At 71.9% G+C, this 21,897-nt stretch carries 24 protein-coding genes; 8 read left to right on the forward strand and 16 right to left on the reverse strand.

All coding sequences use genetic code 11. The features are described 5' to 3' along the window. Nucleotides 1-23 precede the first annotated feature (23 nt). Both mshA and RM609_RS24950 read right to left on the reverse strand, forming a co-directional pair. Nucleotides 24-1,391 carry a D-inositol-3-phosphate glycosyltransferase gene (gene mshA / locus RM609_RS24945; protein ID WP_311613790.1) on the reverse strand — a complete coding sequence of 456 codons (1,368 nt, stop codon included), beginning with the start codon at nucleotides 1,389-1,391 and terminating at the stop codon, nucleotides 24-26. 131 nt (nucleotides 1,392-1,522) lie between these two features. Beyond that, a complete protein-coding gene (locus tag RM609_RS24950) occupies nucleotides 1,523-2,740 on the reverse strand; it encodes an MFS transporter (RefSeq protein WP_311613791.1) in 1,218 nt (405 codons plus the stop codon). 83 nt (nucleotides 2,741-2,823) lie between these two features. Between RM609_RS24950 and RM609_RS24955 the strand changes: the two genes are divergently transcribed. Then, a complete protein-coding gene (locus tag RM609_RS24955; protein WP_311613792.1) occupies nucleotides 2,824-3,537 on the forward strand; it encodes a FadR/GntR family transcriptional regulator in 714 nt (237 codons plus the stop codon). Further along, the gene (locus RM609_RS24960) at nucleotides 3,530-4,330 is read left to right on the forward strand and encodes a class I SAM-dependent methyltransferase (protein ID WP_311613793.1); all 801 of its coding nucleotides are present in this window, start codon (nucleotides 3,530-3,532) and stop codon (nucleotides 4,328-4,330) included. Before RM609_RS24955 ends, RM609_RS24960 begins: the two co-directional genes overlap by 8 nt. 68 nt (nucleotides 4,331-4,398) lie before the next feature. On the opposite strand, the gene RM609_RS24965 is transcribed toward RM609_RS24960, so the two are convergent. The 8 genes from RM609_RS24965 to RM609_RS25000 all read right to left on the reverse strand — a co-directional run bounded on the left by RM609_RS24965 (nucleotide 4,399) and on the right by RM609_RS25000 (nucleotide 12,567). Further along, entirely contained in the window at nucleotides 4,399-4,818 is a 420-nt protein-coding gene (locus RM609_RS24965; protein ID WP_311613794.1) for an NUDIX hydrolase, read from the reverse strand. Continuing rightward, complete coding sequence (locus tag RM609_RS24970; protein ID WP_311613795.1) at nucleotides 4,818-5,876, reverse strand: CHAD domain-containing protein; 1,059 nt, start codon at nucleotides 5,874-5,876, stop codon at nucleotides 4,818-4,820. Before RM609_RS24970 ends, RM609_RS24965 begins: the two co-directional genes overlap by 1 nt. A 61-nt stretch (nucleotides 5,877-5,937) precedes the next feature. Next, entirely contained in the window at nucleotides 5,938-8,187 is a 2,250-nt protein-coding gene (locus RM609_RS24975) for an RNA degradosome polyphosphate kinase (RefSeq protein WP_311613796.1), read from the reverse strand. Nucleotides 8,188-8,443: 256 nt separating this feature from the next. Continuing rightward, entirely contained in the window at nucleotides 8,444-9,457 is a 1,014-nt protein-coding gene (locus tag RM609_RS24980; protein ID WP_498073175.1) for an ABC-2 membrane transporter-related protein, read from the reverse strand. Nucleotides 9,458-9,462: 5 nt separating this feature from the next. After that, the gene (locus RM609_RS24985) at nucleotides 9,463-10,416 is read right to left on the reverse strand and encodes an ABC transporter ATP-binding protein (RefSeq protein WP_311613798.1); all 954 of its coding nucleotides are present in this window, start codon (nucleotides 10,414-10,416) and stop codon (nucleotides 9,463-9,465) included. Nucleotides 10,417-10,429: 13 nt separating this feature from the next. Beyond that, entirely contained in the window at nucleotides 10,430-10,942 is a 513-nt protein-coding gene (locus tag RM609_RS24990) for a GntR family transcriptional regulator (RefSeq protein ID WP_311613799.1), read from the reverse strand. A gap of 72 nt (nucleotides 10,943-11,014) precedes the next feature. Next, nucleotides 11,015-11,944, reverse strand: a complete 930-nt coding sequence (gene mshD, locus RM609_RS24995) for a mycothiol synthase (RefSeq protein ID WP_311613800.1) — start codon at nucleotides 11,942-11,944, stop codon at nucleotides 11,015-11,017. Between the two features lie 47 nt (nucleotides 11,945-11,991). Next, entirely contained in the window at nucleotides 11,992-12,567 is a 576-nt protein-coding gene (locus tag RM609_RS25000; RefSeq protein WP_311613801.1) for a hypothetical protein, read from the reverse strand. Nucleotides 12,568-12,755: 188 nt separating this feature from the next. On the opposite strand from RM609_RS25000, the gene RM609_RS25005 reads away from it, so the two are divergent. The 3 genes from RM609_RS25005 (at nucleotide 12,756) to RM609_RS25015 (ending at nucleotide 15,498) form a co-directional block, all read left to right on the forward strand. Then, on the forward strand, nucleotides 12,756-14,600 hold the full coding sequence (locus RM609_RS25005) for a bifunctional metallophosphatase/5'-nucleotidase (protein WP_311613802.1): 1,845 nt from the start codon (nucleotides 12,756-12,758) through the stop codon (nucleotides 14,598-14,600). 133 nt (nucleotides 14,601-14,733) lie between these two features. Then, the gene (locus tag RM609_RS25010; protein WP_311613803.1) at nucleotides 14,734-14,946 is read left to right on the forward strand and encodes a hypothetical protein; all 213 of its coding nucleotides are present in this window, start codon (nucleotides 14,734-14,736) and stop codon (nucleotides 14,944-14,946) included. Nucleotides 14,947-15,024: 78 nt separating this feature from the next. Further along, complete coding sequence (locus tag RM609_RS25015) at nucleotides 15,025-15,498, forward strand: hypothetical protein (protein WP_311613804.1); 474 nt, start codon at nucleotides 15,025-15,027, stop codon at nucleotides 15,496-15,498. A 74-nt stretch (nucleotides 15,499-15,572) separates the two neighbouring features. On the opposite strand, the gene RM609_RS25020 is transcribed toward RM609_RS25015, so the two are convergent. Continuing rightward, the gene (locus RM609_RS25020) at nucleotides 15,573-15,731 is read right to left on the reverse strand and encodes a hypothetical protein (RefSeq protein ID WP_311613805.1); all 159 of its coding nucleotides are present in this window, start codon (nucleotides 15,729-15,731) and stop codon (nucleotides 15,573-15,575) included. After that, nucleotides 15,731-16,354 carry a L,D-transpeptidase gene (locus RM609_RS25025; RefSeq protein WP_311613806.1) on the reverse strand — a complete coding sequence of 208 codons (624 nt, stop codon included), beginning with the start codon at nucleotides 16,352-16,354 and terminating at the stop codon, nucleotides 15,731-15,733. Before RM609_RS25025 ends, RM609_RS25020 begins: the two co-directional genes overlap by 1 nt. A gap of 204 nt (nucleotides 16,355-16,558) precedes the next feature. Between RM609_RS25025 and RM609_RS25030 the strand changes: the two genes are divergently transcribed. Continuing rightward, the gene (locus RM609_RS25030; protein WP_311613807.1) at nucleotides 16,559-17,599 is read left to right on the forward strand and encodes a helix-turn-helix domain-containing protein; all 1,041 of its coding nucleotides are present in this window, start codon (nucleotides 16,559-16,561) and stop codon (nucleotides 17,597-17,599) included. Between the two features lie 16 nt (nucleotides 17,600-17,615). Here the strand turns inward: RM609_RS25030 and RM609_RS25035 are convergent, their stop codons facing one another. From RM609_RS25035 to RM609_RS25045, 3 genes are read right to left on the reverse strand one after another with little or no spacing between them, the layout of a single operon-like run. Then, nucleotides 17,616-17,819, reverse strand: coding sequence for a DUF397 domain-containing protein (locus tag RM609_RS25035; protein ID WP_438828526.1), 204 nt, complete (start codon nucleotides 17,817-17,819; stop codon nucleotides 17,616-17,618). After that, entirely contained in the window at nucleotides 17,813-18,013 is a 201-nt protein-coding gene (locus tag RM609_RS25040; protein ID WP_311613808.1) for a DUF397 domain-containing protein, read from the reverse strand. Before RM609_RS25040 ends, RM609_RS25035 begins: the two co-directional genes overlap by 7 nt. Nucleotides 18,014-18,025: 12 nt before the next feature. Further along, on the reverse strand, nucleotides 18,026-18,877 hold the full coding sequence (locus tag RM609_RS25045; RefSeq protein WP_311613809.1) for a helix-turn-helix domain-containing protein: 852 nt from the start codon (nucleotides 18,875-18,877) through the stop codon (nucleotides 18,026-18,028). Between the two features lie 141 nt (nucleotides 18,878-19,018). Here RM609_RS25045 and RM609_RS25050 point away from each other — a divergent pair, with 141 nt between their 5' ends. After that, a complete protein-coding gene (locus tag RM609_RS25050; RefSeq protein ID WP_311613810.1) occupies nucleotides 19,019-19,504 on the forward strand; it encodes an ATP-binding protein in 486 nt (161 codons plus the stop codon). An 11-nt stretch (nucleotides 19,505-19,515) separates the two neighbouring features. Here the strand turns inward: RM609_RS25050 and RM609_RS25055 are convergent, their stop codons facing one another. After that, complete coding sequence (locus RM609_RS25055; RefSeq protein WP_311613811.1) at nucleotides 19,516-20,163, reverse strand: hypothetical protein; 648 nt, start codon at nucleotides 20,161-20,163, stop codon at nucleotides 19,516-19,518. A gap of 341 nt (nucleotides 20,164-20,504) precedes the next feature. Here RM609_RS25055 and RM609_RS25060 point away from each other — a divergent pair, with 341 nt between their 5' ends. Continuing rightward, nucleotides 20,505-21,842 (forward strand): LmeA family phospholipid-binding protein, encoded by a 1,338-nt coding sequence (locus RM609_RS25060; RefSeq protein WP_311613812.1) that lies wholly within the window; start codon nucleotides 20,505-20,507, stop codon nucleotides 21,840-21,842. Nucleotides 21,843-21,897 lie beyond the last annotated feature (55 nt).

Consider the following 21,897-nt stretch of genomic DNA (forward strand, 5'->3'; position numbering starts at 1 on the left):
GGGGCTCGGCGAGGAGCGGGCACTTACCGCGCGGACGTGCCGACGCGCAGACGCCGCCGCCGTTCGGCGACAGCAGCCGTGTAAACCTCCGCAGTCGCGGCGGCCGCCGCGCCCCAGCCGAAGGAGCGGGCGTGGTCGGCGGCGGCCGTGCCCATGGCGCCGGCCAGGGCCGGGTCGTCGGCGAAGCGGGCGAGCGCGGTGGCGTAGTCGGCCGGGTCGTGGCCGTCGACGAGGAAGCCGCTGACCCCCTCGCGTACGGCCACGGGCAGACCGCCGACGGCCGCCGCGAGGACCGGGGTGGCGCAGGCCTGGGCCTCGATGGCGACGAGGCCGAAGGACTCGCTGTACGAGGGCATGACCAGCACGGACGCGGCGCGGTACCAGTCGGCGAGGCGGTCCTGGCCGACGGGCGGGTGGAAGCGGACGACGTCGGCGATGCCCAGGCGGGCCGCCAGCTTCTGGAGGCCCTCGGGCTTGGCGAGGCCGCTGCCGCTGGGGCCGCCGACCACGGGGACGACGATGCGCGAGCGCAGCTCGGGACGCCGGTCCAGCAGCACCGCGACAGCGCGCAGCAGCACGTCCGGGGCCTTGAGGGGCTGGATGCGTCCGGCGAAGAGCGGTATCAGGGCGTCGGCGGGCAGGTCCAGCCGCTCACGGGCGGCGGCCCGGCCGCCCGCCGGGCGGAAGCGGTCGAGGTTGACGCCGGGGTGGACGACGGCGACCTTCTCCGGGTCGGCGTCGTAGTGGTGGACGAGTTCGTCGGCCTCGCCGCGGGTGTTGGCGATGAGCCGGTCGGCGGCGCGGACGATCTGGGTCTCGCCGATGACGCGGGCCGCGGGTTCGGGGGTGTCGCCGACGGCGAGCGCGGCGTTCTTGACCTTGGCCATGGTGTGCATGGCGTGGACGAGCGGCACGCCCCACCGCTCGGCGGCGAGCCAGCCGACGTGGCCGGAGAGCCAGTAGTGGGAGTGGACCAGGTCGTAATAGCCGGGCCGGTGGCCCGCCCAGGCGCGCATCACTCCGTGGGTGAAGGCGCACAGCTGCGCGGGCAGCTCCTCCTTGGCCAGGCCCTCGTACGGGCCCGCGTCGATGTGCCGCACCAGGACGCCGGGGGCCAGCTCCACGGTGGGCGGAAGGGCGGCGGTGGTGGCGCGGGTGAAGATCTCCACCTCGATGTCGATCTCCGCGAGGCGCTTGGCGAGCTCGACGATGTAGACGTTCATGCCGCCCGCGTCGCCCGTGCCGGGCTGGTGGAGCGGGGAGGTGTGCACGCTCAACATGGCCACGCGGCGCGGGCGCCGGGGGGTGCCGAGGCGCCGGAGCTGGGGCTTGGGGAAGTGGCCGAGCGTACGGCCACGGCGAGCGCCGAGCCGGGATGCGTACTGGCTCACCGTCTGTCCTCCGTCCGCCCACTGAGGGACCGTCCCTGGGGCGTCCATCGCCTGTCCGACGGTGCAACACCGGACGGCCCGGCTCCCATTTCCCCTTTACCAAACAGTGACGCAAAGCCCTGGTCAAATCGCTACGGGCGGCCGCGAGTGAGGGCGATTCCGGCTGCCAGCTGGGCCGCCGCCGTCGCCAGGAGCAGCCCCATGGGGGCCGTCCAGCCGCCGGTGGCGTCGTGCAGCAGCCCCACGGCGAGGGGGCCGGACGCGGCCAGCAGATAGCCGAGGGACTGGGAGAGCGTGGACAGCGCCGTGGTCTGCGCGGGGCCGCTGCCGCTCTGCGCGATCACGGTGAGGACCAGCGGGAACGAGCACAGCCCCAGCCCCACCAGCACCGCCCACACCAGGGGCATCGCCATGGGCGCCACGAGCAGCCCGGTGAAGCCGGTGAGCATCGCCGCCGAGACGACCACGAACGCCCCGCGCAGCCCCGCCGGGCCCTTGGCCAGGGCCAGGACCGCGAAGGACACGGGTATGCCCACGGCCTGGGCGACCGCCAGCACGACGCCCGCCGCGCCCTCGGACATGCCGTGGCCGGACAGCAGCGAGGGCAGCCAGCCGGTGATGGCGTAGGCGTTGAGCGCCTGGAGGCCGAAATAGGCGGTGACCAGCGCGCCGAGACGGGTGCGGGCCATGGCCCAGGGGGAGATCCGCTCCCCCTGCCCTCTTTGGGCCGGCGATGCCGGGGCACCCGGCGCCCGTACGCCCGTCCGGGCGGCCCACACGACCGTCGCGGCCAACGCCGGCAGCGCCCAGACGGCGAGGCCCAGCGACGGCGAGCCCACGACCCCCGCCACGGGGACGGCCACGGCGGAGGCGAGCGTGGCCCCCAGGGCGAGGGTGGTGGTGCAGAGGCCGGTGACCAGGCCGACGCGCCCGGGGAAGTAGGTGCGGACGAGCGTGGGCAGCAGGACGTTGCACAGCGCGAGCCCGGACATCCCGAGCACGGTGCCGGCCAGCAGTGCCCACGTGGCCGGTACGGCCCGTACCGCCAGCCCGGCGGTCAGCGCGGCGACGGCCGCGAGGACCGCGCGCTCCGCGCCGATCCGGCGGGCCAGGGCGCCCGTACCGGCGCCCGCGGCGGCGAAGCAGAGCGACGGCAGCGTGGGCAGCAGCGCCGCGACGAGGGGCGAGAAGCCGAGGTCCGCGCGGAGGGCGTCCAGGAGGGCGGCGGCGCTGCTCATACCGAGGCGGAGGTTGAGGGCGATGAGGAGCACGGCGACGGCAGCCAGGAGGCCGGCGCGGGCGCGGGCCGGGGTCGCGGCGGAGGTGGGGGTGGCGGTGTTCTGAGCCATGGACTTAAACGTAAGACGTCTGACGTTTGATGTCCAACGTGCGACGTGCGATGTGCTCCCCGGCCAGCCGGTACCGTGGCCGCATGACCGCCGACCCCGCCGACCCCGCCCTCGAACCGGTGCGCCGCCCGGCGCTCTCCGACGAGGTCATCGAACGGATCCGGGCCCGCATCGCCTCCGGCGACTGGCCCGTCGGCAGCCGCATCCCGCCCGAGCCCGAGCTGATGCGCCGGCTCCAGGTCGCGCGCGGCACCGTCCGCGAGGCCGTACGCGCCCTCGCCCACACCGGGCTGCTGGAGGTACGCCGCGGCGACGGCACCTACGTCAAGGCCAAGAGCGAGCTGTCCGGCGCGGTGACCCGGCTCTACGGCGGCAGCGACCTCGGCCAGCTCCTGGAGGTACGCGAGGGCCTGGACGCGCAGGCCGCCCGCCTCGCCGCCGCCCGCGCCGACGACACCGCGCTCGACGCGCTCGCCGACGCGCTGCGGCGGCGCACCGCCTCGTGGGAGGCCCGCGACTTCGACGCGTGGATCGCCGCCGACTGGGACTTCCACGCCGGTGTCGCCGACGCCTCCGGCAACGCGCTGCTCGCCGAGCTCTACCGCAACCTCGCCGGGCCGCTGCGGGCGGCCATGGCCGAGGCCTGGTCCACGTCCGGCTTCCAGGGCGCGGACCCCGTCGGCCACGAGACCCTGCTGGCCGCGCTGCGCGACCGCGACCCCGCCGAGGCGGGGCGGCAGGCCGCCGCGAACGTCTCCGACACGCGGGCGTGGGACGAGGGCTCCGGACGTGGCTAGGACCGTTCGCCCCATCGGCTCGGCCACCCGCGGCACCACCAATCCCAACCGGCTGCGCCGCATGGACCGCTGGATCGCTGCCACCCACGCGGCCGCGCTGCGGCGCTCCGCCGACCCCGTGGCCGTCGACCTCGGCTACGGCGCCGCGCCGTGGACGGCCGTGGAACTGCTGGGCCGGCTGCGCACGGTGCGGGCGGACACGGAGGTCGTGGGCATCGAGATCGACCCCGCGCGCGTCGCGGGCGCGAAGCCGTACGAACGCGACGGGCTCGCCTTCGTCCACGGCGGCTTCGAGGTCCCCCTGCCCGGGGACACGGGGCGGCGCGCCCTGCTGATTCGCGCCGCGAATGTGCTGCGGCAGTACGACGAGGGCGAGGTCGCCGCCGTCTGGGAGCGGCTGTGCGGGCGGCTCGCGCCGGACGGACTGCTCGTCGAGGGCACGTGCGACGAGATCGGGCGCCGGCACGTGTGGGTGGCGCTGGGGCCGGAGGGGCCGCGCACTCTCACGTTCGCGGCGCGGCTGGGGTCGTTGGACACGCCGTCGGATCTGGCGGAGCGGCTGCCGAAGGCGCTGATCCACCGGAACGTTCCGGGGGAGGCGGTGCATGCGTTCTTGCGGGACTTCGACCGGGCGTGGGCGGCGTTCGCCCCTTACGGGGCGCTCAGTGCGCGGCAGCGGTGGATTCGGACGGCGTCCGCGCTGCGGGCGGATTGGCCCGTGGTGGATGGGCCTGCGCGGTGGCGGCAGGGGGAGCTCACCGTCCGGTGGGGGGCGCTGGCGCCGGGTGGGTGAGGTTTTCTGGGGGCTCCGCCCCCAGACCCCCGCTCCTCAAACGCCGGAGGGGCTGATTTTGTCCGGGGTCAGGGGCAAAGACCCAGCGCGGCGCACAGCGCGTCCACCAGCGGCCGGTCCCGTTCATTGCTAAGGCGTGCCCGCGCGGCATCCGGCGGCAGCCACACCAGCTGATCCACTTCCCTGTTCGGCTCGAAGAATCCCCCCGTCATCTCCGCCGACCAGTAACGAACCTCCTTCGGCCGCCCGTCCACCATGTACCGGGCCGTGGGCAGCCGCGCCCCCACCGCGCAGTGCATGCCCGTCTCCTCCAGGACCTCCCTGATCGCACCCGGCAGCGGATCCTCCCCCCGCTTGAGCTTGCCCTTCGGGAAGGACCAATCGCCATATTTCGGTCGGTGGACGAGCGCCAGCTCGATCACCCCGGTGCCAGGCGCCCGGCGCCACAGCACGCACCCGGCCGCCCGCACCACCGTCGCCCCGGCCATCAGACCCGCTGCCAGATCCGGCCGAACAGGAAGCGCGCCGCCTCCACCTCGTGCCGTTGGTCGGCGTGGAGGACGCCGAGGGCGTACGCCGTCGCCGGGGCGATGCGCGGGGTGCGGGCGGCCGAGGCCGCCGCGGCGGCGGCTTCGGCGGCGTCGCGGTGGCGGTCCAGGGCCTGGCCCGCGCTGAGCAGCCGCACCGAGAGGGACGGTTCCGCTTCCGACTGCCGCTGTTCGTCCAGGACCTCCTGGGCGTAGCGCCGCAGCCGGACCAGGCGGCGCACCTGGTGCCAGGGCGCGTCCTGGCGGGTCTCGGCGGCCGGGGCGTCGGCGGTGGGCGTGGCGGCAAGCCCGCAGGTGAGGGCCTCGGCGTTGTACGGCAGTCCGGACGCCGACAGGGGCAGCGCGTCGACCGCCTCGGTGAGCCGACGCTGGATCTGTTCCACCAGGCGGGTCAGGGCGTCGCCGGCGAGCACCTCGTGCGCGGCGGGGTCCAGCGGTACTTCGGAGGCCAGGACGGCGACCGAGTCCGCGACGCCGTGGAAGCGTGACGAGCCCAGTGCCTGGAGGGCAGCCGAGTGGGCGCGGGTGCGGGCCAGGGTCAGCTGGCGGTCCAGCAGCGCCCCGGCGCGCGCGGCGCCCACGGTCGGGGTGCCGTCCGTGCCGGACAGGCGGTGGAGCGCGCCGCGCAGCCGGGCCAGCCGGGCGGTGTAGGCGTGTTCGCGGCCGAGGACGTCCGAGAGCCAGACCAGTTCGGTGCGGAGCTGATCCGTCCAGGCGACGTCCGTGAGCGGCCGGTAGACGTGGAGCGTGCCGGCGACGCGGCGCGCGGAGCGCCGCAGCAGCCGGACCGCCTCGCCCGCGTCCTCGGCGTCGGAGCGGCTCTCGCCGTGCAGCCGCAGGCTGCGCAGGAATTCGGTGGCCTGGGTGTGGAGGTAGCCGGAGAGGACGTCCCCGGCGGTCGGCGCCTCCAGGCCGTGATGGCCGTGATGGCCATGAAGGCCATAAGGGGCGCCGCCGTCGAGCGCGGCCTGCCCTCCGGAACGTTCCGTCGTCGTCACTTCATACTCCACGGGCACGGACACGGGCACGGACGCCGGCGCGGTGAGCGTAACCGGCGGGTCATGAGGTCGCTGAGCCACGCCGGCGCCTCCGGGCGTCGATGAGCATCTCCTGCACATTGCGCAGCGGCCGGCCGTCGGCGTCGGTGGCGTACCGGGTCCAGTTGCCGTCCGGGCCCAGGTGCCAGGAGGCCGTGCGGTCGGAGACGCCGAGTTCCAGCAGCCGGCTGAGGGAGGCCCGGTGGCCGGGGTCGGTGACCCGGACGAGGGCCTCGATGCGGCGGTCGAGGTTGCGGTGCATCATGTCGGCGCTGCCGAGCCACACTTCGGGCTCCCCGCCGTTCCCGAAGGCGAAGACCCGGGAGTGTTCCAGGAACCGGCCGAGGATGCTGCGCACCCTGATGTGCTCCGAGAGGCCCACGACACCCGGCCGCAGCGCGCAGATGCCGCGCACCCAGATGTCCACCGGCACCCCGGCGCGCGAGGCGCGGTACAGGGCGTCGATGACGGCCTCGTCCACCATCGAGTTGACCTTGATGCGGATGTACGCGGGCCGTCCGGCGCGGTGGTGGGCGACCTCCTTGCCGATCCGGGAGATCAGCCCGTCGCGCAGGGACCTGGGGGCGACGAGCAGCCGCCGGTAGGTCTCGCGCCGGGAGTAGCCGGAGAGGCGGTTGAAGAGGTCGGAGAGGTCGGCGCCGACCTGCGGGTCGGCGGTGAGCAGGCCGAAGTCCTCGTAGAGCCGGGCCGTCTTGGGGTGGTAGTTGCCGGTGCCCACGTGCGCGTACCGGCGCAGCGTGTCGCCTTCCTGACGGACCACCAGCGACAGCTTGCAGTGGGTCTTCAGCCCCACCAGCCCGTAGACGACGTGGCAGCCGGCCTCCTCCAGCTTCCGGGCCCACTTGATGTTGGCCTGCTCGTCGAAGCGCGCCTTGATCTCGACGAGGACGAGGACCTGTTTGCCGGACTCGGCGGCGTCTATGAGCGCGTCGACGATCGGCGAGTCGCCGGAGGTCCGGTAGAGGGTCTGTTTGATGGCCAGGACGTCCGGGTCGGCGGCGGCCTGCTCCAGGAACGCCTGGACGGAGGTGGAGAAGGAGTCGTAGGGGTGGTGCAGCAGGACGTCGCGCTCCCGCAGCGCCGCGAAGATGTCGGGCGCGGAGGCGGACTCCACCTCGGCGAGGTCACGGTGGGTGCCCGCGACGAACTTCGGGTACTTGTGCTCGGGCAGGTCCAGGGAGCCGATGGCGAAGAGCGCGGTGAGGTCCAGCGGGCCGGGCAACGGATAGACCTCGGCGTCGCTGATCTTCAGCTCGCGGACGAGCAGGTCGAGCACGTACGGGTCGATGGTCTCCTCGACCTCCAGCCGTACGGGCGGGCCGAAGCGGCGCCGCATGAGCTCCTTCTCCAGGGCCTGGAGGAGGTTCTCCGCGTCGTCCTCCTCGACCTCCAGGTCCTCGTTGCGCGTCACCCGGAACATGTGGTGCGCGAGCACGTCCATGCCGGGGAAGAGCTCTTCGAGGTGGGCCGCTATGACGTCCTCCAGCGGGACGTACCGCCGCGGGGAGACCTCCAGGAAGCGCGGCAGCAGCGGCGGCACCTTCACGCGCGCGAAGTGGTCATGGCCGCTCACGGGGTTGCGGACGACCACGGCGAGGTTGAGCGAGAGCCCCGAGATGTACGGGAAGGGGTGCGCGGGGTCGACGGCGAGCGGGGTGAGCACGGGGAAGATCTGCTGCCGGAAGAGGGTGAACAGCCTGCCCTGTTCCTTCTCGGTCAGCTCGTTCCAGCGGATCAGGTGGATGCCCTGCTCGGCCAGCTCGGGGGCGACGTCCTGCTGGTAGCAGGCGGCGTGCCGGGCCATGAGCTCCCGGGAGCGGGTCCAGATCAGCTCCAGGACCTCGCGCGGCTGGAGCCCGGACGCGGAGCGGGTGGCGACGCCGGTGGCGATGCGGCGCTTGAGGCCGGCGACGCGGACCATGAAGAACTCGTCGAGATTGCTGGCGAAGATCGCCAGGAAATTGGCGCGTTCCAGCAGCGGTGTGGCCGGATCCTCCGCCAGTTCCAGCACCCGTTCGTTGAAGGCGAGCCAGCTGCGCTCCCGGTCCAGGAAGCGGCCGTCGGGCAGCGGCTCGGCGTCCACACGGCCGTCGCCCTCGTCGAGATCCTTGATCTCGTACGTGTCGAGATCGGGCCCGATCCGGGGCACGCCCGCGACCACGGCGGCCTTCGGGCGGTGGGCGGCGATGAAACCCACCGATTCGGTGGAGTCGGTGCTGTCGTGTGCCTGTGCGCTGGACGACTGGCTCATGTCTTCATTGTTCCGCGCCGGGGGCCGCACGGGCGCGTCGGAAGACGACGCGGGGGCGGCGCGGAGCCGTCGTTCGGAGGCGCGGGGCGCGGCGGGCTGCATTCACCAAGGCTCGCAACCAAGGTTTAATCACGGGTAACGTCCACATGGCGTTAAGGAAATGCGGCCGCTTCCAGCGCGGGACGAGGATCCGCTTCCAGCACGGGACGACGCGGGACGGATCTCCGCCCCGCGCCCCCACCACGCCGGGGATACGTCAGGGGTATGTCCGGCGGATCACCCAGAACGCCGCGCCGGCCGCGAGCGCCGCCAGGCCCACCGTAAGGCCCGCCTCCGCCCACTCCAGCGGCCACAGGTGCGAGCCGGGATGCCAGTCCACGTACCACCCGGCAGCATGGTGCTGAGTGACGCAGTCGGCGGGGCCGACGCCCACCCCGCACCGGGGTTCCGGGATCCGGCCGCCCGTCTTCGTCACCATGCCGTACTCGACGATCCAGTCCTTGTCGCCCCTGATCAGGGCCGGCTGCGCGGACGACAGCTGCGTGGCCGGGCCGATCAGGCGCGGCCGCAGAGTCTCCAGCTGCCCCCAGAGCGCGCCGAAGGCGATCAGCGCGACGCCCATGGCCGGCACCGTGCGCTTGATCAGCAAGCCCACGAGCGCGCCGACCGCGATCGCGAGCAGGGCGTGGGCGACCGGCGCGGGGCCGATCATGTCGAACGACCGGTCCCAGCGCTGCCCGGGCAGCAGCCCGGCGGGGGCGGCGCTCCAGGTCCAGGTGTAGACGGCGGCGAGCGCGGAGACCCCGGCCAGGACGGCCACCACCGGCACGGCGAGCTTCGCGGCCAGCCAGCGCACCGGGGTCACGGACTGTGCCCACACCAGCCGGTGCGTACCGCTCTCCAGCTCGCGCGCGACCATCGGCCCGGCCACGAACAGGCCGGTGAGCAGCGGCAGGAACTCCAGCAGCTGACCGTTGTAGTGCAGATAGTCGCCGTACGTGGAGCGGAATTGGTCGACCTGCGCGAGGAGGCCGTCGGCGCAGTCGCTGCCCCCGGTGCCCGGCACGCAGGCCGTCCGCAGGCCGGGGTGGGCGTCGAGGTGGCCGCTCATCGCCAGGCGCAGCCACACCAGCTCCGCGATCAGCGCGGCCAGCAGGGCCAAGGCGACCCAGGCCGTGGTGCGGTGCTGGCGCAGGACGAGCCAGGCGAGGCCACGGGCCCGGGCGGGCCTGCGCGCCGCGGGGGACGTGGAAAACGTGGAGGTGGTCATCGCCGTCACGCCGCCGCCTTCAGGCCGGCCGGGCGCGGTTCCGCGCTCGGGGCGACGAGCGCCGGGGCGCCGGGCGCGCGGAGGTGGGCGAGCAGCAGCTCCTCCAGGGAGGGCTCGGCGACCTCCCAGTGGCCGCCGATCGGACCGTCGGTCCGTACGAGCGCGGTGAGCTGACGTCCCGTCGTACGGGCCTCGACGATCGTGTGGGCGGCGAACTCGCGGGGCGTGCCGGCGTCCTCGTAGCGGCCCATGACGAGCCGGTGGGCGGAGAGCAGGTCCTCGACCTCGCCCGCGAGCCGCACCCGGCCGTCGGCGATCAGCAGCAGGTAGTCGCAGGCGCCCTCGAGTTCGGCGATGACGTGCGAGGCGATGACGACGGTGGTGGCGTGCTCGGCGGCCTGGGCCATCAGGGCGGCCATCATCTCGTGGCGCACGAGCGGGTCGAGGTCGCTCATCGGCTCGTCCAGCAGCAGCAGTTCGGGCCGTTTGGCCAGCGCGAACGCGAGCGCGACGCGGCGGCGCTGGCCGCCGGAGAGGGAGTCGACGCGGGCGCCGGGCCGCACCCCGCCCCCGGCCCCGCCCTCGTGGACGAAGCGCTCGGCGGCGGCCTGGTCCCAGGAGCCGGGGTTGAGCTCACGGCCCAGGCGCAGGGTCTCGGCGACGGTGAAGTGCGGGTAGAGGGGGTTGTCCTGGGCGACGTAGGCGACGCGGGGCCGTACGTCCGCGCCGCCCGGCGCGCCGCCGAGGACGCTCAGCCGGCCGGCGGAGGGCTTGCGCAGCCCGGCCGCGAGGGACAGCAGGGTCGACTTGCCCGCGCCGTTGGGGCCCACGAGCGCGCACACGCGCCCGGCGGGCACCCGGAACGAGCAGTCGCGCAGCGCCCAGCCGCCGCGGTACCTCACGCCCAGGTCCACCGCCTCCAGGGCGGTGCGGTCGGGCAGGAATGTCAGATCGGTCATGCGGTCCCCTCGCTCACGTCGTCTCGGCCCCGCGCGCCTTCCCCGGTCCCGGGTGGTCACTCCGGTGCACCGGGACGGGATCCGCCAGGGCGGGATCCGCCAGGGCGGGATCCGCCAGGGCGGGATCCGCCTGGGCAGGGGTCCCGTCGAAACGGGTCTCGTCGAGGACGGACGCGACCAGCGCGGCCACGTCCTCCCGGTCGAGCCCGGCCGCGTGGGCGCGTGCCATCCAGTCGACAAGTTCGGCACGCAACGGCGAATCGGCGGCGGCCCCGGGACGGGCCAGCGACCGCCGGACGAACGTCCCCAGTCCGGGGCGTGCCTCGACCAGGCCCTCGCGATCGAGCTCGCGGTAGGCCTTCAGGACGGTGTTGGGGTTGATGGCGGTGGCCGCGACGACCTCTTTGGCGGTGGGCAGCTTGTCGCCGGGAGCGAGCAGACCGAGCCGCAGGGCCTGTTTCACCTGCTGGACGATCTGCATGTACGTGGCGATCCCACTGCGCCGGTCGATGCGGAACTCGACCACGCACATCACCCTTTCACTACTTGACTAGTGAAAGGGTGATGGAATCGTCCGCGCCCTGTCAAACGGGGGCGGTCAGCTCTCCGTCCGGTACATCAGGTCCGTCTCGTGGATGAGGAAGCCGAGCCGCTCGTAGACCCGTACGGCCGGGGCGTTGTCGGCGTCCACGTAGAGCATCGCGGTCGGCAGCCCCTTGGCCTCCAGGTGCCGCAGGCCGATCGTGGTGAGCGCCTTGCCGAGGCCGCCGCCCTGGGTGCCGGGACGCACGCCCAGGACGTACACCTCGCCCAGCTCCTCGGCGGCGTGGATCTTCGTCCAGTGGAAGCCGATGAGCTCCCCGCCGCGCTCGGCGAGGAAGAAGCCCTCCGGGTCGAACCAGTCGGCGGCCTTGCGGTCGTCGAGGTCGCGCTGGGTGAGCGAGCCCTGCTCGGGGTGGTGGGCGAAGGCCTCGGCGTTCACCGCGAGCCACGCCGCGTCGTCCTCGCCGGGCCGGAAGGCCCGTACGGTCACACCCTCGGGCAGGACGGGGTCGGGGAGGTCGAGGCCGGCCAGCGGGCGGCGCATCTGCCGCAGCTCGCGGAAGAGGCTCAGCCCGAGCACCTGCGCGAGGTGCCGGGCGGCCGGGTGGCCGCCGTGCGCCCAGACCCGCAGCCGCTTGCCGGACTCGTGCAGCAGGGCGCTGCCGAGCGCCCGCCCGTGGCCGCGCCCCCGGGCGTCGGGGTGGACCACGAACTCGCCCGCCGGGGCCTCCACGGGGTCGCTGTCCTCCAGCTGGCCGTATCCGATGAGCTTCTTGTCCATGTCGCTCAGCAGGACGTGCCGTACGCCCGCGCGCCGCCCCTTGAGCTGAAGGCGCCCCTGCTCGGAGACGGCCGGCTGCCCGTCCACGGCGGCCGCCGCGTCGACCAGCCGCAGCACGTCGTCCACCACGCCGGGTGCCAGCTCCTCCAGCACCTCGATCCGGCGCTGCCCGCTTACGTCCACGTCATTCACCACGTCACTCATGGTGCGAGCCTACGACTTGGCGGTGCGCTGATGGTCGACGCTCCCGTTCAGCGGCGGCTGTTGAGGAAACCGATGACGATCGCGCCCCACCAGCCGAGCTGGGAGACGAGCACACCGGCGGCGCAGCGGGCGACCAGGGCACGCCGGGAGACCCCGGAGGGAGACCGGGCTCCGGCCACCAGCGCGGTGAGGCGCGGCTGGAGGGTGCGGGCGTGGAGGCCGTTGAGGGCGACGAGGAGGACGAGGCCGAGCTTGATCCGGGTGAGCGGGGCGCCGGGGTCCGGGTGGAGCAGCACCCCGCTGCCGACGAGCCCGGCCAGCCCCAGCCAGATCGGCACGTGGACGGCGTCGGCCGTGCGGAGGACGTCCGGCAGCGGGCGCTTGCCCAGCAGCCACAGCAGGCCGAGCCAGTCCACGGTCAGGACGGCGCCGAAGCCGACGATCAGGCAGGCCAGGTGGACGAAGAGCGCGACGTCGTGGAGGAGCGGATCGGCCCGGAGGTGGACGGCGGCCCAGACCGCGGCCGCCCAGACGGCACAGACGCCCGTCGCGGCAGCGGAGATCAGCACGGATCTCGCGACCAGAGGGGTGGAAACGGGGGCGGAGCCGACCGGGGCGGTCACGGGCAGGGTCCTTCGAACCCGGTCGGTGCCGCGAGCCGCACCGAAGCGCTACCGATTCGTCACCTCGCCCCACCTGCCGACCTACGCGCGTTGACCGTAGGCTGCCGCCGACCGCATAAACCCGATCTTCATCACGCCTCGCGCGCGCCTCACGCGCGCCTTCTCGTCAATTGCACAAAGGGGAACAAATGCACGCGACGCCGCCACGGAAGCGCCTCGCAAGACGGCTGACCGCGACGGCGGCCGTACTGGCCGCCACCGCCGGTGTCCTCTCCACCGCCGCCCCCGCCGGCGCGGCGACCGCGTCGTACGGCAACGGGCACGGGCACGGGCACGGCAATGGCCACAGCAACGGCCGGACCGTGGACCTCCAGCTGCTGTCCTTCAACGACCTCCACGGCAACCTCGAGCCCCCGCAGGGCTCCTCCGGCACGGTGACGGAGACGCAGGCCGACGGGACGAAGAAGGTCATACCCGCGGGCGGCGTGGAGTACCTGGCCAACTCGCTGCGCACCGCGCGCAAGGGCCACGAGTACTCGATCACCGCCGCGGCCGGCGACATGATCGGCGCCAGCCCGCTGATGTCCGGCCTCTTCCACGACGAGCCCACCATCGAGGCGCTCAACAAGCTGAAGCTGGACGTCACCTCCGTCGGCAACCACGAGTTCGACGAGGGCCGCGCCGAGCTCACGCGCATGCAGAAGGGCGGCTGCCACCCGAAGGAGGGCTGCTTCGAGAAGGGCAAGAAGTTCAAGGGCGCCGACTTCCCCTACCTCGCCGCGAACGTCCTCGACGAGAAGACCGGCAAGCCCATCCTCAAGCCCTACACGATCTGGCAGCACAAGGGCGTGAAGGTCGGCTTCATCGGCGTCACGACCAAGCACACGCCGGACGTCGTCACGGCCGAGGGCGTCAAGGGCCTGAAGTTCGCCGACGAGGTCGAGACGATCAACAAGTACGCCAAGGAACTCGACCGCCAGGGCGTGAAGTCGATCGTCGCACTGATCCACGAGGGCGGCATGCCCGCCAACGGCTCGTACAACTTCGACTGCGACACCCCGGGCGCGGGCGCGGGCATCTCCGGCCCCATCGTCGACATCGCCAAGAAGGTCACCCCGAAGGTCGACGCCCTCGTCACCGGCCACACCCACCAGGCCTACGCCTGCACCATCCCCGACCCGTCCGGCGCCCCGCGCACGGTCACCTCGGCGGCCTCCTTCGGCCGGCTCTTCACGGACACCACCCTGACCTACGACCGTCGCACCAAGGACATCGTCCGCACGGCCGTCAAGAGCCCCCGCGCCGGCAACCACGTGGTCAACCGCGACCAGCCCAAGGCCGCGGACATGACCGCGCTCATCGACCGCTGGAAGACCCTGGCGGCCCCGATCGCCAACAAGCCCGTCGGCTACATCACCGCCGACATCAACGGCCGCGGCTCCGAGGCCCTGGAGCAGCCCCTGGGCGACGTCATCACCGACTCCCAGGTCGAGGCCCTCGCCCCCGCCGACAAGGGCGGCGCGCAGATCGCCTTCATGAACCCCGGCGGCATCCGCTCCGACCTCGCCTACAAGGCCTCCGGCAGTGAGGGCGACGGCGTCGTCACGTACGGCGAGGCGTTCACGGTCCAGCCGTTCACCAACATGATGCAGACCAAGGACCTCACCGGCGCCCAGGTGCTGTCGGTCCTCCAGCAGCAGGTCAGCGGCGCCAACGAGGCCGAGAAGAAGATCCTCCAGGTCAGCAAGGCGCTCACCTACACGCTGGACCTGACGAAGAAGGGCGCGGACCGCGTCGTCGCGTCGTCCGTGAAGGTCAACGGCGCCCCGCTGGACGCGAAGAAGACCTACCGCGTCGCCGCGAACGAGTTCCTGATGGGCGGCGGCGACGGCTTCCCCGCCTTCAAGGACGGCACGAACAAGCTCGTCGGCCCGTCCGACCTGGACGTCTTCGTCACCTACCTGACGGCCCACTCCTCGAAGGCGTCCCCGCTGGCGCCGCCGAAGGCGGACCGCATCACGATCGTGAAGTAAGCGGTCTCGCGGCTCACTTGCCCGTACGCCCCCGCGCCCCTTGACGCGGGGGCGTACGCCGTATGGGGGACGGCGCGCGGTGGTAGGTCGTCCGTTCCGGACCCACCACCCGCTTCACGACGAGGAGACCCGAATGAAGCACACCCTCCGCCGCGCCCTCACGACAGCCGCCGCGGCTTTCCTGCTGGGCCTGGGCGGCGCGGCCCTGGCGACACCGGCCCACGCGGAGGTGGACGGCACGGTGCTGGGCGGACTCGCCACGGTCCACGACGACGGCTCTACCGACGTGGGCGTCCTGGGCACGAATCTGGTCCACCTCCCGAACCCCCTCGAAGGCTCGATCTGATCCTTGCCGGGGGCGCGGGACAGGCCCATGATCACTTCTCGTATCGAGTCGGTCACCCAACAGGACTGGAGACGAGACGTGGCATCCCGCAGCATCGCGTTCCGCGCCCTCGCCGCGATAGTGGCGACGACCGCCCTGAGCGCGCCCTTCGCGCAGAGCGCGTCGGCGGCAACGACGCCGGCACGCACGACGACGGTCTCCGCCTCGGAGGAGAACCCCTTCCGCTGGATGGACCTGGACGGCCTGCGCGCCGAGTACCGCTTCATGTGCCCGGCGGGGCACTGCGTCGGCTACTGGTCACTGGTCCTGACGGACGAGGTCGCGAAGCGTTCGTACCGGGGTGGGGAGTTCTTCGCCTACGCCCCGGCGACGGGCGAGTTCGGCTTCTTCCTGAACACGGACATCGCGACCCGCACGGTGCGGCACCCCCGCCAGGTCCGCCTCGTGGACAGCGAGTTCACCCGCTCCCACCCCCGCTTCGAGGTCCGGTATGGGGACCCGGCCCAGCCGAAGGAGGCGCGTGTGGTGGCGACGGCCACGACCTGGATGTAGCCGCCGCCGGTGCGGCTCCGGCGGTGCCGTACCGCCGGAGCCGGGTCAGCCCTCGCTAGGAGGGCTGACCCCGTTCACCAGTTCCAGCCCTCGCCGCGGCCCTTGCAGGAGTCGCACACGCCGTCACCGCCGCACGCGTCGCACTTGGGCCTGGAGAAGAAACCGTCCAGTTGCCCGGTCCCGTCGCACTTACGGCACTCCCCGCTGCCCTCGCACGACTTGCACCTGGGCATCAGCCGACGACCTTCAGGGTCTTCGGCCATCCGTTCTTCTCGAACCACTTGTACATCCCCTTGATGTCGTCCGGGCTGAGCTTGATGCAGCCGTTGGAGTTGTAGTCCTTCTCGCCGTCCCAGCGCTGGGACTCGTCTCGGCCCCGGCCACCGTCACGAGTCATCTCGCTGTGGATGAACAGGCCCTTGCGCGCGGTTTTCTTGTCCTCGCAGACCGTGTCGCTCAGACTGATCGCATAGCCCTTGATCTTGCTGTCGTGGTGCCTCTCGTATCCGCCGATCCGGTAGCTCCCGCTGGGCAGCCAACCCTGGTCGACCACACACTCCTCCGTGGCTTTCTCGCCCCAGCCGGAGCCGGCCCGGTAACTCTTGACCGGGGATCCGTCGCGCATCACATAAAGCCGGGAGTTCCTGTGGTTCGCGCGGTTCTTGACGAACTTCAGGGAGAGGAGGCCGATGCCGGAGTGCTTTGCCGCGTGGGAGCCCTTGGCCCCCTTGTGCGAATCCTTACCGTCGGCCTGCGCGGTGGCCACCGGCCCGGCCAGTGCGACGAGTGAGGCGACCGTCAGCGCCGCCGCGACGGTACGCGCCGGACGGCGCGTCGTGATGTTGTTCTTGGGCATGTGATTGCCGCTCCTTGGTCGAGTGGAAGGTCTGCGAGACCGGCCGTTCCTGCGGGCCTCGCGGCATCCAGAGTTCCGGGGCGTCGACGGGGGCACCAGCTCCCCGGGGAGGCGCTCCGTCCCGCCCGCATCCCGATCCCGTCCCGCTCGTTCTCCAGGGCGTCCACCTGCAAAAACGTTTGGACTTGGGATGACGGAGGGATCGTGACGGGAGAACGGGACACCACCGGCGACACGACAGCCGGACCTCGCATCGCGCCGGAGGCGGCGCGGGCCGAACTCGCCCGGAGACTGCACGCCCGCTGGAGCGCCACAGAGCTGCCACTGGACCGGGTCGCGGAGAAGCTCCGGAACGCCCTGCACGGCCAGAAGGTCAAAGGAGTCAGCAAATCCGCGCTACAGCGCTACATGTCGGCGACCCACGCGCCCGTCCCCGACAAGGCCGTGCTCACCGCGTTAGCCCAGATCTTCGGAGTCCCGGGCGGGGAACTCGACGAGTGGTACGCGCTCCAGAGACAAGCACTGATCGCCCAGCGGCAGCAGCGCTACGGTCGTCCGACGACGCCGACCGCTGTCCCGGCGCCCCGTACCGCCGGGGAGCCTGGGGAACCCGGGGAATCCGCACCACCAGATCGCCTCGGTCGGCGGTGGCGGCGGCTCCCCACCGCAAAGGCCCTACTCGCCGGCGGGGCCGTGGCGGCCGTCCTCGCGGTGGCGAGCGCCGCCCTCGCCCCCTGGGAACGGACCGATCCCCCCGCCGAGACCGCCACCGGAGCCACCCGCCCGGCACAATCGGCCGTCACCGGCCTCGCCACCCCGGAACGACCTGATCTGGAACGCGGGACACTCGGCGAGGACAGCCGGTGCAGCGCCCCCTTCCCCGGCCCGGACACCATCACCTGGCGCGTCTGCACCCGGGTCGAAGCAGAGCGGATCACCTTCGCCCTGAAGCTCACGAACCAGGGCCCCGGCGACGTGCGGATCAAGACCCGTCTCCAGTACGCACAGGCCACGGTGTTCCACCCCTGCACCGGAGCCCCGGAAACCCGCGCCATGCTCATTCCGGCAGGCAAAACCCTTCTCACGGACCCCGCAGAATGCGGGACGGCACGGGCGAAGACGCCGATGGCCTACCAGGGGGTGGGCTGGGTGCTGGCCGAACACGCCGCGTCGGGCTCGTACAAGCTCTCCCCGACGGCGCACGTCTATCCCGACCGCACCATCTGGCAGCCGGACCTCGTCTGAACGCGCAGCCTCTTCCCTACCCTTGGCGGCCTGCCCGGAGGTGACCCCTCCGGGCGGTGCGCAGCAGCGCGCGCAGGGACGCGGGGGTGACGGCCAGGACGGTGTCCGGGTCGTCGCTCTCGCGGAGGTGGAGGGTTCCGTCTCCGGCGGCCGCGATGTTCAGGCAGTTCGCGCCTTCATGGCTGTACGAGGCCTTCTGCCAGGCGACCACAATCACCACTCGCCGGTGGTGGGCAACCGCCCCGCCTTGGCAGCCCGTATCAGCGCGCGCAGCGACGCGGCGTTGGTTGCGAGAACCACGCCTGGGTCGTCACTCTCGCGTAAGCGCAGCGTTCCGTCGCCGGCGGCTGCCACGTTGACGCAGTTCGACGAATTCGAGCTGTAGGAGGATTTCCACCACTGGTACGTGGACACGTCTCTCACCCTTCACATGCTCCGCAGGAGGTCATGGACGAAGTCCCGTGACTCAGCAGGGGCGAGGGAGCTCTGCTCCATTCGCTCCAGCACATCTCCATACTGGGCCAGTTCGGCTTCAGCATCGAGAAACTGGCAGCCCCAAGCAAGATCAAGCTGCACGGTGTCGAGCTGGGGCACGGGGCCTTCGACGTAGTCGATCGACTGCCCTGTACCCGGAAACGCCCCCCGCCTAAAGGGGATCACGCGAATCACGACGTTATCCAGCTCGCTCATCTCGATGAGGTGCTCGAACTGCGCGCGGACAGTGGCGGTATCGCCGAACCGCATGCGCAGAGCCGACTCATGGATGATCGCGGTGTAAGGGAGAGGCTTGCTGCCGAAGAGGACCTCCTGCCTCTTCAATCGGTGCGAAAGCCGGTGCTCCACCTCGTAAGCACGAAGCGGCAAAGCCGACTCTCTGATCACGGCCCGGGCGTGGTCGGTGGTCTGCAAGAGTCCCGGAATGTGGATCACCAGCGCCACGCGCAGACCGTGGGCGTGGTGCTCCAACTCGGCCAAGTCCGCCAAACCCGCCGGAAGATGCTCGCGGTACTCGTCCCACCAACCACGCGTACGCCCGCCCGTCATATCGACCAACGCGTCGATGAGCTTGTCGTCGGCGCACGAGTAGGCACGGGCCATCGCCCGCACCCGGTCGGCACTCACCGCGTGGCGGCCCGCCTCGATCATGCTCATGCGCGCCTGCTGGAAGCCGAAGCTCGCTGCGGCGGCTGTTGACGAAAGGCCCGCGCGCTCGCGGAGCTTGCGCAGCTCGGCACCCAGGCGTCGTTGCCTGAGTGTAGGTGGATGGCTCGGTGGCATGGCGACCACTGTAGGGCCGACGCCAGAGGCGTCCTGTCACCCACACGAGGGGGATTTCGTAGCTCTACGAACGAAGCGGTGTTAGCCATACGGGAGCAGGCCCTACCGTCATATCCAAGCCACTCCCCGAAAGGAGCCACCATGGCAACCGTATCGCCGGAGAACCGCTGGTCCTACTCGCTCACCCTCCCCCACGACCCGCGCTCTGCGCGGGTCGCCCGAATCACACTCCGCAGCGCGGTGGAAAGTCACGGCATGGACGAACTCGCGGACGTCACCGAGCTGGTGGTGAGCGAGCTCGTGACGAACTCGTACCTCTACTCGGACGGACCGACCGAGGTACGACTGAAGTACGTGGCGGACGACCGGCTCCGGATCAGCGTCTGGGACCGGAACCCAGAAGTGCCGGCGGCGTTCGAACGGCCCGTTCACCTCGGCAAGGGGCGGATCCCGGAGATCGATCCGGAGGCGAGCCGGGGCAGGGGCCTACGGGTCGTGCGGCTCTGCGCCGACAACTGGGGCAGCTGGTCGGCCAGTGCGGCGTACCTGGGGTTGCAGGGGAAACTCCTGTGGTGCGAGGTGAGCCCGTCGTCCGTACCCTTCGCCCTCGCCGCAACAGCGGCATAAAACAGAGGCACTCACTGCGCGTTGATGACGCCCCGGCACAGCCCAAACGCATCGCCGCTCTTCACCGAGCCCTCCCCGAACGCAGTGTTCAGCGCTGCCGCGAACTGCGGGGTGACGCTCAGAGCGATGGTGAAGGGGATGGTGACCTTGGGCGTCGGCATCAGCTCCAGCTGCGGTGACAGCGGTCCCGACGGGACGTAGGTGAAGGCCGGGCTTCGTGTGCCGGACGGGTCGGCGGGGGTCTTGATGAGGAACGTCAGTACGCCCTGGAGAAGATTCTCGGCACTGCTGGGGATCTCGGGGTCTGATGCCTCGATCATGTTCCCCGCCCCGTCCCGCAGCGAGAATCCGCCTTTCGCCTCACCGGTGATGGTGATCGCGCGTGTCAGAGCCGACGCATCCGTGGCCAGCGAGGGGAGATCCCCCTCGCCCGCGATCTCGACCCTCCCCGTACCGTCCTTGGTGGCGAAGGAGCCCGGCGCGGCGCCCGGGGTCAGCGGGGCGAAGACGACGTCCGGCTTATGCCAGGAGACAGCGCACTCACCCGTCGCACCCTCGGTCGTGAGGGTGACGGGGTCGGGTACGAACGCGGCCCATCCCGTGACCGCGGCGCCGGTGAGCGCGGCGGCCGCCAGGGCGACCACAGCCTTCCGGTTCACGGGGCGACGCCTCCTCGGGCTTGGGCTCGGACCACGCTGGCATCCTCGCCCCAGCGGGAATCACTCGCATCCGCCCGCCGTCATTGGGATGACCGCTGTCCGAGTCATCCGGTGTCGCACATGTCGCGTGATCGTCGCGACTCCCCCGAGCCCGTGCCATGGAGATCACGCTAGAGGGCTTCGCGGGCCATCCGGGATAAGCCATGGCGAAACGGCCGGAAACCGCCCCGATTTCTGCGCGTATTCGTGCTAAGACTCGCGTTCGAAGGACCTGCCAAGAATGCGCCAGTACTGGCGGTAGCCCTTGCGGGCGCCGTCCTCGGCCGTGATGGGATGTAGCGATGCGAACCCCCACGCGCATAGCCGCCCGTCCCCCCAACCCCTACGAGGAACTGGCGGCACTCGCGGATCCCGAGCCGCCGCCGTACGACGAGCCGCCCGAACCGCCCCTCATATCCGCCGGCCCCCACGCCGACCCTTACGCCGATCCCTACGCCGACACGACCGCTTACGTCCCCGCCAGTCCTGACGACGGCCAGCCGTGGGCCCCTCCCGGCCACCGTCGCAGCAGGCGCCGCGGAAGCCGACGCGGCCGCAGCGGGCGCCGCGCCCGTCGCGCCCGTCGCCAGCGGTGGACGCCCAGTCCCCTCCGCTTCCTCCGCCGCGTCGTGAAACTCCTCCTCTTCCTCACCGCCGGCACCGCCCTCCTCTTCCTCGCCGACCGCTGCGCCGCGATGTACGCGGAGAAGAAGGCCCAGCAGCAGCTTCAGAGCGCTCTGCACCTGACGGCCGAACCGCAGGTCGACATCAAGGGGTTCCCGTTCCTCACCCAGGTGGCCGCCAAGCGCCTCGACCGGGTCGACGTCACCGTCCCCCACGTCGCCGCCGACCGCGTGACGCTGGCGCGGGTACGGGCGAGCGCCCGCGACATCCGGCTCACCGGCAGCCTGCCGACCGCCATCCGGGGTGCCGTGATCGGTGACGTCAACGGTGAGGTCCTGCTGGCCTTCGCCGACATGGACCGGGAGCTGGGCGCCTCCCAGGTCAGATTCCGCGACCTCGGTGGCGATTCGATCGGCGCCCGGGGCCGGCTGAACGTCGCCGGGCAGGAGCTGGTCGTCCAGGCCGAGGCCCATCTGCGCCGGGACGGCGGGCGGGGCATCACCACCGAGGTCGACGGGATGAGCCTCGACCTTCCCCACGTCGCCACCTACCGCCCCGGGGGCCAGGGCCCCGGCGACCACAGAAGTCTCGTCCTGCACCGCGAGGCCGCCGAGCGGATCGCCAAGGACACCGCCCGGGTGAAGGCCCTGTTCGCCGTCCCGGCGATCGTCGAGCGGCTCGGCGTGCCGGAGGAGGCGGTGGAGGCCGCGCTGGGCAGCGAGGAGAAGCTGCGGGAGGTGGCGGGGACACCCCTGTTCGTCGACGGGCTCACTCGACTCAACCTCGTCGACGTGCTCGTCGACCACCCGTGGCTGCTGGAGAAGCTGGGCATCGACCCCGGGCTGCTCACGGCGCTGACGCGGCTCCAGCCGCCCGAGCTCGCGGACCGTTTCTCGTTCTCCTTCAACCTGCCGCCGCAGGCCGACCAGTTGCGACTCCGCGCTCTGACAGTCCGGCCGGACGGCATTCGCGCCGAGCTGTCGGCGACGGATCTCGCCGTCGGCAAGCAGTCCTGACCGGTAGGCCCTGGCGGCGCAGCGCTTCCGCGCCTGCTTGACCAGGCAGTCGGAG

The sequence above is a fragment of the Streptomyces hesseae genome (assembly GCF_031845785.1).
Taxonomy (GTDB): Bacteria; Actinomycetota; Actinomycetes; order Streptomycetales; family Streptomycetaceae; genus Streptomyces; species Streptomyces hesseae.

What these genes read in the sequence shown, in the direction of transcription:
- RM609_RS24950 (WP_311613791.1), bottom strand. Translation starts at nt 2,740, where the DNA reads ATGGCTCAGAACACCGCCACCCCCACCTCCGCCGCGACCCCGGCCCGC.
- RM609_RS24955 (WP_311613792.1), top strand. Translation starts at nt 2,824, where the DNA reads ATGACCGCCGACCCCGCCGACCCCGCCCTCGAACCGGTGCGCCGCCCG.
- RM609_RS24965 (WP_311613794.1), bottom strand. Translation starts at nt 4,818, where the DNA reads ATGGCCGGGGCGACGGTGGTGCGGGCGGCCGGGTGCGTGCTGTGGCGC.
- RM609_RS24975 (WP_311613796.1), bottom strand. Translation starts at nt 8,187, where the DNA reads ATGAGCCAGTCGTCCAGCGCACAGGCACACGACAGCACCGACTCCACC.
- RM609_RS24980 (WP_498073175.1), bottom strand. Translation starts at nt 9,457, where the DNA reads ATGACCACCTCCACGTTTTCCACGTCCCCCGCGGCGCGCAGGCCCGCC.
- RM609_RS24985 (WP_311613798.1), bottom strand. Translation starts at nt 10,416, where the DNA reads ATGACCGATCTGACATTCCTGCCCGACCGCACCGCCCTGGAGGCGGTG.
- mshD (WP_311613800.1), bottom strand. Translation starts at nt 11,944, where the DNA reads ATGAGTGACGTGGTGAATGACGTGGACGTAAGCGGGCAGCGCCGGATC.
- RM609_RS25005 (WP_311613802.1), top strand. Translation starts at nt 12,756, where the DNA reads ATGCACGCGACGCCGCCACGGAAGCGCCTCGCAAGACGGCTGACCGCG.
- RM609_RS25010 (WP_311613803.1), top strand. Translation starts at nt 14,734, where the DNA reads ATGAAGCACACCCTCCGCCGCGCCCTCACGACAGCCGCCGCGGCTTTC.
- RM609_RS25020 (WP_311613805.1), bottom strand. Translation starts at nt 15,731, where the DNA reads ATGCCCAGGTGCAAGTCGTGCGAGGGCAGCGGGGAGTGCCGTAAGTGC.
- RM609_RS25025 (WP_311613806.1), bottom strand. Translation starts at nt 16,354, where the DNA reads ATGCCCAAGAACAACATCACGACGCGCCGTCCGGCGCGTACCGTCGCG.
- RM609_RS25045 (WP_311613809.1), bottom strand. Translation starts at nt 18,877, where the DNA reads ATGCCACCGAGCCATCCACCTACACTCAGGCAACGACGCCTGGGTGCC.
- RM609_RS25050 (WP_311613810.1), top strand. Translation starts at nt 19,019, where the DNA reads ATGGCAACCGTATCGCCGGAGAACCGCTGGTCCTACTCGCTCACCCTC.
- RM609_RS25060 (WP_311613812.1), top strand. Translation starts at nt 20,505, where the DNA reads ATGCGAACCCCCACGCGCATAGCCGCCCGTCCCCCCAACCCCTACGAG.